This is a genomic window from Mucilaginibacter sp. UYNi724, assembly GCF_054057495.1.
The window spans coordinates 109737-125971 of the sequence record NZ_JBSRZI010000001.1; the positions used below are offsets into that span (position 1 = coordinate 109737).

General features: G+C 41.5%; 7 protein-coding genes, 2 tRNA genes and 3 rRNA genes. 5 read left to right on the forward strand and 7 right to left on the reverse strand.

Annotated features, from left to right (window positions below):
* The first annotated feature begins 115 nt into the window (after positions 1–115).
* Complete coding sequence (locus tag ACVW0P_RS00535) at positions 116–3841, forward strand: YobI family P-loop NTPase (RefSeq protein ID WP_457130343.1); 3726 nt, start codon at positions 116–118, stop codon at positions 3839–3841.
* Positions 3842–3906: 65 nt separating this feature from the next.
* Here the strand turns inward: ACVW0P_RS00535 and ACVW0P_RS00540 are convergent, their stop codons facing one another.
* The 6 genes from ACVW0P_RS00540 to ACVW0P_RS00565 all read right to left on the reverse strand — a co-directional run bounded on the left by ACVW0P_RS00540 (position 3907) and on the right by ACVW0P_RS00565 (position 10818).
* Positions 3907–4980, reverse strand: coding sequence for an AAA family ATPase (locus ACVW0P_RS00540; protein WP_457130344.1), 1074 nt, complete (start codon positions 4978–4980; stop codon positions 3907–3909).
* 320 nt (positions 4981–5300) lie between these two features.
* Positions 5301–5412 (reverse strand): 5S ribosomal RNA (gene rrf, locus ACVW0P_RS00545).
* 310 nt (positions 5413–5722) lie between these two features.
* Positions 5723–8607 (reverse strand): 23S ribosomal RNA (locus ACVW0P_RS00550).
* Positions 8608–8880: 273 nt separating this feature from the next.
* A tRNA-Ala gene (locus ACVW0P_RS00555) sits at positions 8881–8957 on the reverse strand.
* A gap of 46 nt (positions 8958–9003) precedes the next feature.
* Positions 9004–9078 (reverse strand) — tRNA-Ile (locus ACVW0P_RS00560).
* Between the two features lie 218 nt (positions 9079–9296).
* Positions 9297–10818: ribosomal RNA gene (locus ACVW0P_RS00565) — 16S ribosomal RNA — on the reverse strand.
* Together the 16S, 23S and 5S rRNA genes with 2 tRNA genes alongside form the textbook arrangement of a ribosomal RNA operon.
* A gap of 1516 nt (positions 10819–12334) precedes the next feature.
* Here ACVW0P_RS00565 and ACVW0P_RS00570 point away from each other — a divergent pair.
* The 4 genes from ACVW0P_RS00570 (at position 12335) to porD (ending at position 15847) form a co-directional block, all read left to right on the forward strand.
* On the forward strand, positions 12335–13267 hold the full coding sequence (locus ACVW0P_RS00570; protein ID WP_457130345.1) for an outer membrane protein assembly factor BamD: 933 nt from the start codon (positions 12335–12337) through the stop codon (positions 13265–13267).
* Between the two features lie 17 nt (positions 13268–13284).
* Positions 13285–13629: a DNA-directed RNA polymerase subunit omega gene (locus ACVW0P_RS00575; RefSeq protein ID WP_457130346.1), complete on the forward strand. Its 345-nt coding sequence runs from the start codon at positions 13285–13287 to the stop codon at positions 13627–13629.
* A 122-nt stretch (positions 13630–13751) separates the two neighbouring features.
* Positions 13752–14954 carry a bifunctional phosphopantothenoylcysteine decarboxylase/phosphopantothenate--cysteine ligase CoaBC gene (gene coaBC / locus ACVW0P_RS00580; protein ID WP_457130347.1) on the forward strand — a complete coding sequence of 401 codons (1203 nt, stop codon included), beginning with the start codon at positions 13752–13754 and terminating at the stop codon, positions 14952–14954.
* Positions 14951–15847, forward strand: a complete 897-nt coding sequence (porD, locus tag ACVW0P_RS00585) for a type IX secretion system protein PorD (RefSeq protein ID WP_457130348.1) — start codon at positions 14951–14953, stop codon at positions 15845–15847. The genes coaBC and porD overlap by 4 nt, the downstream gene beginning before the upstream one ends.
* A 78-nt stretch (positions 15848–15925) precedes the next feature.
* Here the strand turns inward: porD and ACVW0P_RS00590 are convergent, their stop codons facing one another.
* Positions 15926–16234, reverse strand: a complete 309-nt coding sequence (locus tag ACVW0P_RS00590; RefSeq protein ID WP_457130349.1) for a DUF3817 domain-containing protein — start codon at positions 16232–16234, stop codon at positions 15926–15928.
* Between the last annotated feature and the right edge of the window lies 1 nt (position 16235).

The following is a 16235-nucleotide window of genomic DNA, read 5'->3' on the forward strand; positions in this document are numbered from 1 at the left end:
ACCGCGAGGGCCGGTATCCGCTGCTATCGGGTTTAGGGGGGGACCGTATAATATAATGCCTCTAATTATTGTTAGTTGGATTAAAACTAAGTAACTTAGCATAAGACCTAATTTTATGCAATTAAAGCTAAAAAAGATATTGTTTTGGACTATCACATTGGTTCAAACAAAACTTTCCAGATTGTTAGAAAACATAAGTGAGCCGCTTATTGAAAAAAAAACTAACTACGAAGACCTAACTCCTATCAACGATGTACAAAAAAGTGAACCGTATCTGAACGCATTGGATTGGGCTTTAAAAAATCAAAACATTCAAAACATAGCTTTAACTGGGCCTTATGGTTCGGGCAAAACGAGCATTTTAAAAACTTTTCAGAAATCTCACGCAGAATACTTTTATTTAAATATTTCATTAGCATCGTTTCAAGATGAAATTGAGATTCGCGACGGAGAAGTATCTGAAAACACAAAAACTGATATAAAATCAATAAACTATGATGAAAGACACAGGCTTATAGAGTTAAGTATACTACAACAAATGTTTTACAAAGTTGAAGGTAGAAATATTCCTGATTCTAGATTCAATAGAATAAAAAGCCTTAGCAATTTTCGATTATCCACGTACGTTTTCATAGTTTTTCTTACAGTTACAGGGCTTTCTATACTTTTAACTCCTGCTCTTTGGGAAAGTTTTTCTTGGTGGAACAAGTTAGCAGATCCTTATTGTGACTGGTTTAAATATTTCGCCTTTATTCTTTTGGCGCCAGCTTTATATTTTCTAAGTCGATATATTATTAGATTATTCAATTTTTCAAAATTCAATAAGATCAATTTAGCTAAAGGAGAATTAGAATTTGACCCCAAAAGTGAAACATCGATTTTAAATAAGCACCTAGACGAAATATTATATTACTTCGAAGTTACGCCATTTAACGTGGTTTTTATTGAAGATTTGGATCGTTTTAATGACCCTGAAATATTTACAAAACTTAGGGAGTTAAACATTTTAATTAATCAATCTGGTCAAGTAAATAGAAGAATAGTATTTATCTATGTAATTAAGGATGATATGTTTAAAGATAAAACTCGAACCAAGTTTTTTGATTTCATAATCCCAATAGTACCAGTAATTAGCTCTTCAAATTCTTTTGATATTATGATAAAGAAGATTGAAGATACAGGACTTAATTTGAAAATAAATGAAAAGTTTTTAAGTGATGTAACGCTTTTTATTGATGATATGCGTGTGCTTAAAAATATCTTCAACGAATTTTTATTGTATCGTGAAAGTCTCAATGATATTACTCTAAAAGACGAAGAGCTATTTGCAATGATTGTTTACAAAAACATGTACCCCAATGATTTTGCATTTCTTCACAGTAAATCTGGAATTCTTTATGGAGTTTTTGAAAGTGTTAAAACGGTCAAAGATGAAATGGTTAAAATCAAAACTAGCGAAATAAGAATAATTGAAAAAAGTATTTCTGGTATTGAAGAAAATAAACACTTAAGCATTGAAGAGTTGCGCTCCGCTTATCTTGTGGAAATAATTTCTGGATTTGACGACGCTATCGGGATAATTATTAATGGTGAAATGAAAACTTTGGCTCAAGTTAGATCGAATCAAATTGATTTTGATTGGCTCACCAAACAATCTAATATATCTTATTATCATTACAATCCTAGCTACGGTCAAAATAGGCAAGCTGCAAGTGGAAAGTCTTTTTCAAGTGCTGAAACTAAAGTCAATTCAAAGTCTACGTTTAAAGAAAGGGAAACTCTCGTAAACGAAAATATTTTAAATGGAATAAACAAACTAAAGTCAGATATTGAAAAAATAAAATTAGAAATAAACACGATTCAAAAGCAAAAGGTCAGACAAATTCTCAAGAACGATTCTGATCCTATTTGTTATTTTGATAACAAATTTCAAAATGCCCCTTTATTGGTCTATCTTATCAGGAGCGGTTATATAAATGAGCATTACAACATCCTCATATCTTATTTTTATCCAGGACAATTAACGATCAACGACATGGAGTTCGCCTTAAGCGTTGCCAATAGAGAACCCCGTGAATTTGATTTTAAACTTAGTAAAATGGAAAAATTAATTAGTCGATTAGATGTAGATGATTTTATCGAACCGGCAATATTAAATTATAATTTAACTGATTATATCCTTAACAAATCTATTATTTACAAGGAGCAGCTTACTAAGCTATTTAAACAACTCAGCACCTCAAGCGACGTAGCTTTAATGTATATAGACTCATATAATTATAACGGAAGTCAAAAATCTAAATTTTTTAAAACACTTTTTAAAAGTTGGCCCGAAGGCTGGAACTATATCGTAGATAATTCAAATTTTTCCCGAGAAAAGCAAATCGATTACTTGAAATTGATTGCAGCAAATGTCGATGGAAAAGACCTTGACGCGTTAAATAAAAATGGCTCTTTATCTGTATTTATAACTGCCATGCCGGATTTTATAGAGACTTTTAAAGAGCCGAATGAATTCACTGGAGCTAAAAAATTATTGGATAATATTAATATCTATTTCCCCATTTTATCAAACGTTGATGCATCAAAGGAACTTTTAACATATATCTATGAAAATTGGATGTATGAATTAAATAGGGATATGATTAAAATTATGATTACACAAAAAGCAAGTAATCCCAATCTAGATACGGCTTTACTTGATACTGCAAATTACACTACTATAAAATCGTCAGGGGCAAAAAATTTACTTGAATATGTAATTGAAGATCTTAATACCTACGTCGAAACAATCATTCTGAGTGATGTTAACAATACACAAGAAGATGAAAGCGCTGTTATAGAACTTCTCAATTTTAATGTGAATAACTTGTCGATCGAAAATAAAACAAGTCTTATCAAACACCAATTAGTTAGTATTTCAACAATACAAAGTATAGATCAAAAAGATCTTTGGCCGATATTATTCGATAATAAAAAAATAAAGATAACTTGGTTAAATATTTTAAACTACTTTGAGTATGTCGATAAAGTGGATTCACATTTATTTGATTACTTAAGTCATCCCGAGGTATATAACAATCTCCGGGGAATTAAATTTGATACTGTAAAAAAAGGCGATAAACTAAATTTAAAATTTTCACTAGAAACTTTGTTAAAAAACGAATTTTCAACTGATGTTTACGACGCTATAATTGAAAGCAATCCCTATCATTATACTGGCAAATTGGATGTAAGCAATCTATCAGATGATAAGGTAGAAGAGTTGATTAAAAAGAATAAGATAACTTTAAATACCGAGCAATTTGAGTTGATTAAAGAAACATTTCCAAAACTGGTGGGGCAATATATTACTCATAATATCGCTTCTTATTTAAAGAATAAAAATTTATATGTTTTGGCGGACGCAGATTATATAGATTTATTTAAATCTTCTATTTCAAACGATAACAAAATAAATCTCTTGGGTGATTTAACTGAAGACAAATTTGAGGGTAATATTCTTTTAGCAAGTTATGCAGGATCTGTTATTTCTTCAGATCCAAATTACATTATAACAAATCCACTATTATCCATAATAATTAGTAAAAGCATTTTCAAATCTGATAGCATCGTTTTGTTCGAAAAGTATTTATCTCAAATAAATCTATCACTAGCCGATGAGCTACTCGGATATTTGGACGAGCCTTATAAAAGATTATCCCAAAGAGGTAAACAAGTTAAGCTCCCTTTGAGCAACTTCAATATAACCATCGTAAAAAAGCTACAGATGAAAGGGTATTTAAAAAGTTTTGCATTCGAAAAAAATGGGATCAGAGTTTACAATAAGAAAAATATTTAACATTGACACCCGTATTTCAAACTACAGCCCCCCGGCTCGGACTATGAAATTAAATTATAAAGGTCTCACTTCGTCATTAATTTATTAACCAAACCTACAGCAACACAAAGCTCCTTACTTATTTGCCGCTGGCTATAGCCGTTGGCAGCAAGTTCGGCTACTTTTGGGGCTAAGATATGCTGGTTTAACATGCGGGTACGCAGGTGCAGGTATTCGTGGCTGTGGCCCTCAAACTGCATTTGCATAAAATTACCGGGCTTTGTAATTCGGCAAAGGCTTACATTGTCTTCGCCATAGATCTGCCCGCTGCTGCGCTGCTTTATTTGTTTAAGGTAACGCAGGTGCGGGTCGGCGGCACTTGTACCAATAGAGAAGGCGCTGTCGGCCAGGTTTATCAATAGCTTACTGCCGTGCATATCGTCGGTAGAGATGGGCGAGCCCTGGTTACGGCGTTTGGGTGTATGGGCCAGCACCAGGATGGACAGGTGATAATCCTTTTTAAGGGCTTTGAGGTTTTTTACCAGGTTAAGCGCAACGGTGGAGTTTTCGATCCCGCCGCGCAGGCAGCTGATGTTATCAATAATCAGCACTGTGGCTTTGAGTTGCTTAAGCCGGTATTCAATAGCGGCGAAGATTTGATCGTCGTTATTACTGCCACTATCAATGTCGCTGTTTATATTAAATTCGGCCCGGATAAAATTATCTGTAAAGTTGTGATGATGGCCCTCCTGCGTATAGCGCCGGTAAAACTGAAGGGTGCTCAACTCAAAATCTACATACAGCACTGTGGCGGGCTTTGCATTCATGGCAAAGGGCGCTATAGCTATACCCGTTGCTATGCTGTTGGCAATTTGCACGGCCAGCACACTTTTACCAACGTTGGTATCGGCAAACAGGATACAAAATTCTCCCCGGTGCCAAAACTCCCCGAAAAGCATTTTAGGCTCGGGCTCGCGTTCGCCAAGTTCCATCCAGCGGTTGCCGGTGGCAACGGTAAACAAGTAGCGGCAATCGTCAGGGTCGGGCGGTTCGGGCGCGATCAGTTTTAACCTTTTAGCCGGGCGGTACACCTGGCCCCTGGATTCGGCACGCAGTTTTTCAATAAACTCCGGGCGGTGGGCGGGCTGGTTCTCAGTCATTTTGTGTGTTGATGATGATGTGTGTATGAAACGGAAGGCCGAAGCTCGAAAAGCCCGGCCTGTAACGGTGCAGGCAGCACCTGATACACAAATATAACGGGTATGATCCAGACTAATGGTGACACAATATTGTCAGTAGCGACAAAAACGGAAGTAGTTGATTACGAGCGGTATGTGGAAAAGTTGCGGCGTTCACGGCCGTGAACGTGAACAAGGGAAGGCATTAGGGTGTGCAGATGCGGGGATGTGCAGGTATGCGGATGAGAAAAGTATGTAACAAAGAAACCCCTCATCTTTTGGATGAAGGGTTTAACTTTAAGATTGGGCACCGACCTACTCTCCCACATTTTACTGCAGTACCATCGGCTCTGGCGGGCTTAACTTCTCTGTTCGGAATGGGAAGAGGTGGACACCGCCGATATAGGCACCTGAATATTTTATAGTTAGTATTTAGTAGCGTGTACCAAGTATCAAGACTTTAAACGCGCTATTAAGCTAACCAATATTTTATTTTGTAAGTATAGTAACCATATGTTCAGGAAGAAGACCATGTCTTGCTACTTGATACCATATACTTGCTACTATAGCAAACTTAAACATAATTGAAAGAAGTAAGTATCAGAGAAAACAACAGCTTTGTTTTGCTCGGTGTTAGAGGCAAGGGATCGGATATGGGAACCGGGATTGCTCCTGGTCCTTGCTTCTTACGGCCTCGGATCTCTAACACCATTCATTACCTGCTATGAGAAAGCTTCGGATTATTAGTATTACTCGACTTTGATGTCACCACCTTTATATCTGTAACCTATCAACGTAGTAGTCTGCTACGATCCTCAATGGAAGTCTCATCTTGTGGCTAGTTTCGCACTTAGATGCTTTCAGCGCTTATCTATTCCCAACGTAGCTACTCTGCAGTACACCTGGCGGCATAACAGATTCACCAGAGGTTAGTCCAACCCGGTCCTCTCGTACTAAGGTCAGCCCCACTCAAACTTCCAACGCCCACAACAGATAGGGACCGAACTGTCTCGCGACGTTCTGAACCCAGCTCGCGTGCCACTTTAATGAGCGAACAGCTCAACCCTTGGGACCTTCTCCAGCCCCAGGATGTGACGAGCCGACATCGAGGTGCCAAACCTCCCCGTCGATATGAGCTCTTGGGGGAGATCAGCCTGTTATCCCCAGCGTACCTTTTATCCTTTGAGCGATGGCCCTTCCATGCAGAACCACCGGATCACTATATCCGTCTTTCGACCCTGCTCGGCTTGTCTGCCTCACAGTCAAGCAAGCTTATGCTATTGCACTCCACGTACGGTTACCAAGCGTACTGAGCTTACCTTTGAAAGCCTCCGTTACCTTTTTGGAGGCGACCACCCCAGTCAAACTACCCGCCAAACAATGTTCTCGACATTATCGAGTTAGACACCAAATACAGAAAGGGTGGTATTTCAACGTTGACTAACATACTCCTAGCGAAGCATGATCACAGTCTCCCACCTATCCTACACATCCTGTATCCGATATCAATGTTAAGTTGTAGTGAAGGTGCATGGGGTCTTTCCGTCCCGTTGCGGGTAACCGGCGTCTTCACCGATACCACAATTTCACCGAGCTCATGGCTGAGACAGCGCCCAGATCGTTACACCATTCGTGCAGGTCGGAACTTACCCGACAAGGAATTTCGCTACCTTAGGACCGTTATAGTTACGGCCGCCGTTTACCGGGGCTTCGATTCAATGCTTCTCCATTGCTGAATAACATCCCCTCTTAACCTTCCGGCACCGGGCAGGTGTCAGGCCATATACGTCATCTTTCGATTTTGCATAGCCATGTGTTTTTGTTAAACAGTCGCCTGGGCCTTTTCACTGCGGCTGATATTGCTACCAGCGCCCCTTCTCCCGAAGTTACAGGGCCATTTTGCCGAGTTCCTTAGCCATGATTCACTCGAGCACCTTAGGATTCTCTCCTCGACTACCTGTGTCGGTTTACGGTACGGGTTTTTATAACCTGAAGCTTAGCGGGTTTTCTTGGAAGTCTGATTACCTGAACTATCACCTTACCCGAAGGCTCAGTGTACTATCAGCTTTCAGCAAGAGTGGCGTACTTAACTACCTCTCCTATACCTACGGCCTTTAACGAACTATTCCGTCAGTTCGCGTCAGTGTCACTACTCCGTCACCGCATCGCAGTTATAAAAAGTACTGGAATATTAACCAGTTGTCCATCGGCTACGCCCTTCGGCTTCACCTTAGGCCCCGACTAACCCTGATCCGATTAGCGTTGATCAGGAAACCTTAGTCTTTCGGTGGGCGGGTTTCTCTCCCGCCTTATCGTTACTTATGCCTACATTTGCTTTTCTAATTCCTCCACAGTCAATTGTCTTTCCTGCTTCACCGGCAATTAGAATGCTCCCCTACCAGTATATACATAGTATATAATCCATAGCTTCGGTATAACGCTTAATGCCCGTTTATTATCCATGCCCGATCGCTCGACTAGTGAGCTGTTACGCACTCTTTAAATGAATGGCTGCTTCCAAGCCAACATCCTAGCTGTCTGTGCAATCGGACCTCGTTAGTTCAACTTAGCGTTAATTTGGGGACCTTAGCTGATGGTCTGGGTTCTTTCCCTCTCGGCCATGGACCTTAGCACCCATAGCCTCACTGCAGTGTATATTATATAGCATTCGGAGTTTGTCTGGATTTGGTAGGATTTGACTCCCCCGCACCCAATCAGTAGCTCTACCTCTATATAACTTAACCACCACGCTGTTCCTAAAAACATTTCGGGGAGTACGAGCTATTTCCCAGTTTGATTAGCCTTTCACCCCTACCCACAGATCATCCGGAAACTTTTCAACGTTTATCGGTTCGGTCCTCCAGTACCTGTTACGGCACCTTCAACCTGTCCATGGGTAGATCACAAGGTTTCGCGTCTACCCCCTCTGACTATACGCCCTATTCAGACTCGCTTTCGCTTCGGATCCGTGTCTTAAACACTTAACCTTGCCAGAGAGGAGTAACTCGTAGGCTCATTATGCAAAAGGCACGCCGTCACACCACGAAGGTGCTCCGACCGCTTGTAAGTACACGGTTTCAGGTTCTATTTCACTCCCCTGTTCGGGGTTCTTTTCACCTTTCCCTCACGGTACTGGTTCACTATCGGTCTCTCAGGAGTATTTAGCCTTACCGGATGGTGCCGGCAGATTCCCACAAGGCGTCTCCGACCTCGCGGTACTCAGGATACCACTATCCTATCATTACTTACCCGTACGCAGCTCTCATGCTCTATGGCGGGGTTTCCCACCCCCTTCCGGTTCATTTTGATATTCATGTTGTGGTCCTACAACCCCAGCTATGCCGTAACATAACTGGTTTGGGCTTCTTCCCTTTCGCTCGCCACTACTCAGGAAATCATTATTATTTTCTCTTCCTCTGCTTACTTAGATGTTTCAGTTCAGCAGGTTTGCGCATTTATGCAACTATTCTTCAAATAGTTAGGTTTCCCCATTCGGAAATCCGCGGATTAATTCATATTTGCTAATCCCCGCGGCTTATCGCAGCTTATCACGTCCTTCATCGCCTCTGAGAGCCAAGGCATCCCCCGTGTACCCTTTCTTACTTTCTTCTATACTTGTGATGCTTTTGCTCATCACTGTATGCTTTTTGATATGTTGTTCGTTCAAATAAATGTGCCGGGAGATCCGAGCCAAGACTTGGACCGAAGTCTTTTATCTTGTTTCTTTCTTCCTTTTGCAAGTATTTAAAGCCAAACAACGTCTCTACTGTTGTTTTCTCTTTTTAATTACTTCTTCCAATATGTCAAAGAACTTTACCCTATACTACACAACGTGTACAGTAACTTGCATTATATCCTATCCTGTTAAGGAAACGGAGGGTGTGGTGGAGAATAACGGATTCGAACCGTTGACCCCCTGCGTGCAAGGCAGGTGCTCTAGCCAGCTGAGCTAATCCCCCTTTCAGATGTTTATTAATACCATGTTATTCTGGTATCTTCACCTCGTAGTCCCGAGCAGATTTGAACTGCTGACCCCTACATTATCAGTGTAGTGCTCTAACCAAACTGAGCTACAGGACTGTGTTGATTTCGGATTTTAGATCTTCGATTTCGGATTTATCAATCTTAATTCGTAAATCGTAAATCGTAATTACTTACAATCTCGTTGCCTAGCGGTTGCACCACTGATGGCTTCATCTTCCGGGTTGTTTTTTTAGAGAATAAATAAGAAAATAATCATGCAGGTAACAGTTAAACTGTCATTTGCGTACTCAAGGTAATTTTGGATAATGCTCCAGAAAGGAGGTATTCCAGCCACACCTTCCGGTACGGCTACCTTGTTACGACTTAGCCCCAGTTACCGACTTTACCCTAGGACGCTCCTTACGGTTACGCACTTCAGGCACTTCCAGCTTCCATGGCTTGACGGGCGGTGTGTACAAGGCCCGGGAACGTATTCACCGCATCATTGCTGATATGCGATTACTAGCGAATCCAACTTCACGGGGTCGAGTTGCAGACCCCGATCCGAACTGTGAATGGCTTTACGAGATTGGCATCCTGTTGCCAGGTAGCTGCCCGCTGTACCATCCATTGTAGCACGTGTGTAGCCCCGGACGTAAGGGCCATGATGACTTGACGTCGTCCCCTCCTTCCTCTCTATTTGCATAGGCAGTCTGTTTAGAGTCCCCATCATTACATGCTGGCAACTAAACATAGGGGTTGCGCTCGTTGCGGGACTTAACCCAACACCTCACGGCACGAGCTGACGACAGCCATGCAGCACCTAGTTTCGTGTCCCGAAGGACTGATTCGTCTCTGAATCATTCACTAACTTTCAAGCCCGGGTAAGGTTCCTCGCGTATCATCGAATTAAACCACATGCTCCTCCGCTTGTGCGGGCCCCCGTCAATTCCTTTGAGTTTCACCCTTGCGGGCGTACTCCCCAGGTGGAATACTTAACGCTTTCGCTTAGACGCTGACCGTATATCGCCAACATCGAGTATTCATCGTTTAGGGCGTGGACTACCAGGGTATCTAATCCTGTTTGATCCCCACGCTTTCGTGCCTCAGCGTCAATGACACTTTAGTAAGCTGCCTTCGCAATTGGTGTTCTGTGACATATCTATGCATTTCACCGCTACTTGTCACATTCCGCCTACCTCAAGTGTATTCAAGTTCTTCAGTATCAAAGGCACTGCGATAGTTAAGCTACCGTCTTTCACCCCTGACTTAAAGAACCGCCTACGCACCCTTTAAACCCAATAAATCCGGATAACGCTTGGATCCTCCGTATTACCGCGGCTGCTGGCACGGAGTTAGCCGATCCTTATTCTTACCGTACATTCAGCTTCTCACACGTGAAAAGGTTTATTCCGGTACAAAAGCAGTTTACAACCCGTAGGGCCGTCTTCCTGCACGCGGCATGGCTGGTTCAGGCTTGCGCCCATTGACCAATATTCCTTACTGCTGCCTCCCGTAGGAGTCTGGTCCGTGTCTCAGTACCAGTGTGGGGGGTCATCCTCTCAGATCCCCTAAACATCGTAGCCTTGGTAAGCCATTACCTTACCAACTAGCTAATGTTCCGCATGCCCATCTTAATCCTATAAATATTTGATTATCAGAAAATGCTATCCGATAATGTTATGCGGTGTTAATCTCTCTTTCGAGAGGCTATCCCCCAGATTAAGGTAGGTTACATACGTGTTACGCACCCGTGCGCCACTCTCATGAAAAGCAAGCTTCTCAATCCCGTTCGACTTGCATGTATTAGGCCTGCCGCTAGCGTTCATCCTGAGCCAGGATCAAACTCTCCATTGTATAATGTGTTTGTTCAAATCCAGACCCTATTAACTCATCAATAGAAATCTGTAAAAAAAAATATTCTCTTACATTATCCACTATCTTAAGCTCGCTTTAATAACAATCAGTTCCTTCTCTCGAATTCCCTGCCGTTACGCTGCATAATTTATTCTCTATCTCTTTTAAGAACTGTGTGCTTCACCTCGCGGCTCTGCTTTTATGTTGTCGACCATTGCGGCCTAAACTCTCAATGCTTTAAACTAAAAATCGCTTTTAGTTTGTTAACGTTATTTGTTGAAACCGTTTCCGATTTTTTCTCCCTCGTTTTGGGATTGCAAAGGTAGAAACCTTTTCTGAATTTGCAAACTTTATTTTTTATTTTTTCAAGCTGCTTTTTCAACGTACAAACCGTAAATCGTTTCCTCTTTAGCGGGCTGCAAAGGTAGTAACCTTTGTTAAATTTGCAAACTTTATTTTTAATATTTTAAAGCTGCTTTTTTCAATGTACAAACGCAATTTTGTTTCCTCTTTTGCGGGCTGCAAAGGTATTAACCTTTGTTGATTTTGCAAACTTTATTTAAAATAAATGTTATGCTATATTTTCAGAGAACGTCCCGCTATTTCGTTTGCGGGCTGCAAAGGTAAGTACAAATTTTACTTAAGCAAATGCTTTGAATGTTTTATTGATAGTGTATTTGTAACACACAGTAAATGAGGCTCAAAAATTCACTTTTAATGCGTTATAATGATGAGTAATATGGTTATTGGTTGCAAATAGGCACATTTTGCGGTTATTAGTGCTATATATTACTTATAAAACTTGAAGTAGCGATAGGTGTTAAATACACAGTGATAGCTGTGGCAAAGCATAAATCATGAGAATCTTCAAAATCGAGTGATCATGGTTCAGACATGGCTTTATCCTTATCAACGCATCTGCAACTGGTAATTACGGTAGTATTCCCATTTAAGGGAAAGCTGTGCCATAGCGGTAATTTATAAATGTGGGCATACCAATTGATTTACACTTGCAACTTCTTCGCGTTAGGGATAGTAGTGAAAACCCCGAATACAGGGTTGCTTCTACCGGCAACCCGGAATGAAGAGTTGCAGCGATAGCCCGGGCCGCAGGCAACGCCCAAATTATCAATATCACCGCTTCACTAATACCTATATATACTATGTGCAATAAGCAAAGATTAATGGGGCATACTATTATAGTATATACTACTCCACATCTTTGGCATATACAGCGCGTTGTAGCTTGCTACACTTGTAAAAGTAGAGCTATTAAAACAGCAAGCTTATATACTATATATGTACGCCAATTAGATTTACACTTAAGTATAAACTTATCCTATTATATAACCGAAAGCTGCCGCAGCATTTCGTTACTGAATCATCCTCAAAAATCCCACAACGTTAAAAGATGTTAAATACATGCATTATATATATAAGGAGCGCTTTTGTCGTTATATATTCGTCCTCTAAATAAATAATTGACTGATTTATAATATTCAACTATCTTTGCAAAATGTTTAAAAAACAACTACTCATATTTTCGGGCGTAATGTTCCTGCTTATTGTTACGCTTGGCAGTTGTAAAAGCAAGTACGAAAAGTTAAAAGCAAGTAACGATAACGCTAAAAAATACCAGGAGGCGGTTAAGTTTTATAATAAAAAGGACTATACAAAAGCACTTGGTTTATTTGAGGACCTGGTAACCCGTTACCGTGGCCGCGCCGAAGCTGAGGATCTGTTTTATTATTACGCTTATACTAACTATAAGCTTAAGGATTACACATCGGCAAGGTTCCACTTTAAAACATTTGCAGATACTTACCCGTCCAGCCCGCGTGCTGAGGAGTGCCGCTTTATTGCTGCTTATTGTTTTTACCTGGATTCGCCCATCTATTCGTTAGATCAGGAGAACACCACCAAAGCAATAGAGTCCTTACAGTTGTTTATTAACCTTTACCCTAAAAGCGACCGTGTTACCGAGGCAAGCAAACTGATCCAAAACTTACGCGATAAGCTGGAGCAAAAATCGTACGCTAACTCTAAGTTATACTTAACCATCGGCGATTATCAATCGGCCGTTATCGCTTTTGGCAATACCCTGCGCGATTACCCTGACACCAAATATGCCGAGGAGCTTGAGTTTTTAACCATACGTGCACAATACGAGTTTTCTAAAGTAAGCCTTGAGCGTAAACAGCCCGAGCGTTTTGAGCAGACAATTGGTTACGCAGATCAGTTTTTAGAGAAATACCCATCGAGCAAGTTTTTGGGCGATGCCAATAATTATAAGAAAAACAGCCAACAGGGTATAGAACGTGCTAAACGCGTTTTAGCCGAAGCTGCTGTTGATTCTAAACTGGCCGAGAAATTAGCTAAGAAGGATACAACCAATACCGGCCAACCGCCGTCAATTAAGGACAGAGATAATCAGAAAATACCATATTAATAATAGATAATAAAGACATGAACGTTAACAACCCAACTAACAAGCCAGCTGTAGCCAGCAGTACAGTTACCCGTGACCTGCGTGAACTGGATGTGAAAACCGACAATATATACGAGTCGTTGGTAATTATGTCAAAAAGGGCGAACCAGATCTCTAACAATATAAAAGAAGAGTTACACCAAAAACTTTCTGAGTTTGCATCTGCTAACGATAACCTTGAAGAGGTATTTGAAAACCGCGAGCAAATTGAGATATCTAAATACTACGAGAAATTGCCTAAACCTACTTTGGTAGCTGTGCAGGAATTTTTGGATAATAAGATCTACTACCGCAACCCTGCTAAAGAAGCAAGGGATCTGTAGTAATATCCTTACGGGATCACAACATTTTAAGCCTCTGTCATACCGATGGGGGCTTTATTTGTTTAATAACGTTGGCTTATTTATATATTTGATTTTAATTGTCCCGTTAGGGATTAGGGTGTATGTTAGAAGGTAAAAAGATAATTTTAGGAGTTTGCGGGAGCATTGCGGCATATAAATCGGCAACGCTGGTGAGGCTGCTGGTTAAGGCCGGCGCGCAGGTGCAGATAGTGATGACGCCCGATGCTACCAATTTTATTACTCCGCTTACGCTATCTACCCTATCTAAACGCCCCGTATATTCCGACTATTTTAAACCAGATACCGGTGAGTGGAATAACCACGTAGAGCTTGGGCTTTGGGGCGATGCCATGATCATAGCACCGGCAAGCGCAAACACTATGGCAAAAATGGCCGGCGGTTTGGTTGATAATTTGCTTACAGCCGTGTACCTATCGGCCAAGTGCCCGGTGTACTTCGCCCCCGCTATGGACCTGGATATGTGGAAGCATGACGCTACGCAGCACAATATTACCGTGTTAAAGGGCTTTGGGAATATCCTTATCCCACCGGGTAATGGCGAACTGGCAAGTGGGTTGCATGGCGAAGGCCGCATGGCCGAGCCGGAGGAGATAGTATCTTTCCTGACAGATGATATTAAAAAGAAATTGCCCTTGTTTAGCCGAAACATACTGGTTACAGCCGGCCCTACTTATGAAGCGATAGACCCTGTGCGTTTTATAGGGAACCATTCATCCGGTAAAATGGGTTTTGCTTTGGCGGATGAATTGGTTTCGCTTGGTGCTGATGTTACGCTTGTGGCCGGGCCAACCGCGCAGATCAGCAAATACCAAAGCATTAAAAGGATAGATGTTACCAGCGCGGCAGATATGTTGCAAGAGTGTTTAACGTACTTCCCGGCAGCAAATGCCTGTGTGATGTGCGCTGCCGTCGCCGACTATACCCCTACTGAAGTTGCCAAACAAAAGATAAAAAAACAAGACGACGGCCTTACCATCGAACTAAAAAAAACAACCGATATACTTAAAACCCTTGGCGCGCAAAAGCAGCCGGGGCAGATTTTAGTGGGTTTTGCCTTAGAGACCGAGAACGAAGAGCAGCACGCTATTGGTAAACTGCAAAAGAAAAACTTGGATCTTATTGTGTTAAATTCGTTAAACGATGCCGGCGCGGGTTTTAAGAGTGATACTAATAAAGTAACTTTGATAGACCGCGACTTGAATAAAACTACTTACGATCTTAAAAACAAAGCCGAAGTGGCCCGCGATATTTGTATTAAGCTGATTGAATTGCTGAAAAAATGAAAATATATATAACCTTTACCCTGTTATTATTCGCCTGTTGCGCTGCAAAAGCCCAGGATTTGAACGCACGTGTAAAGGTTGTAGCGCCAAAAATACAGGTTACCAACAAGCGGGCCCTGCAAACATTGGAAACCGCCATGAAAGATTTCCTGAACGGACGCAAGTGGAGCGCAGATGATATTGCCCCCCAAGAACGTATCGATTGTAATTTTGTGCTGAACGTTACCGCATGGGATGGCAGCAGCAACTTTAGCGGCGAGTTGCAAGTGCAGTCGTCAAGGCCGGTTTATAATTCCACTTACACCGCTACGCTGGTTAATATAAATGACAAGGATTTTGATTTCACTTACACCGAAGGCCAGACCATTGACTATAGCGATCAAAATTTTCAGAGCAACCTAAGTTCGGTAATGGCGTTTTACGCTTACATTATTGTGGGGATGGACTATGATTCGTTTTCCAAATATGGTGGCACGCAGTACTTTGCTAATGCACAAAACATTGCCATTAATGCGCAAACTACATCTTTTAAAGGTTGGAAAGGCTTTGACAATAACCTTAACCGTTACTGGCTGGTAGAGAACCTTAACAATAAGATTTACTGTAACCTGCGCGAGTTTATCTATAATTATCACCGTAACGGCTTGGATATAATGGCAGATAATGCCACTAAAGGCCGTAAATACATCAGCAGCATATTGCCCGTACTAAACCAGGTAGATCGTAAACGCTTAGGATCTTACTTTCCGCTGGCATTTTTTACGGCTAAAAATGCGGAGTTTGTCTCCATATTTAGCAATGCATCACCGCAGGACAGATTGCAGGCCATGAACACCCTTTCCCTCGCCGACCCAGCTAATGGCGGCAAATACCAGGCGTTGAAAGGAAAGTAGTTTCGGGGAGCGAGTTTTTGAAAGCGGGATACATTTTTAAAATCCAGAATACCGCTCCCCGTACCAATAACCACGATCTTAAACCGGCTTGATATTCCTTAAGATCTTCCTGTCGATATAGAACGTCCCAAAGGGAATGATGCAGGCCAGCAATACCTTGCCCGTTGTTTCCCATTTCCATTTTTGCTCTACCCCTGCGCTTACCGTGTTCACTATAAACAGCAGGAATAATGCGCCATGTATTGGCCCTATCGCTTTTACCATGGAAGCATCGTGCCCAAAATATTTTAAAGGGACGGCGATAAAAATTAATAAAAGCAAAGAGATCCCTTCCAGGAAAGCGATTATACGTAGTCGGCCGATGTTTGTTGATAGCAATTGTTTCATA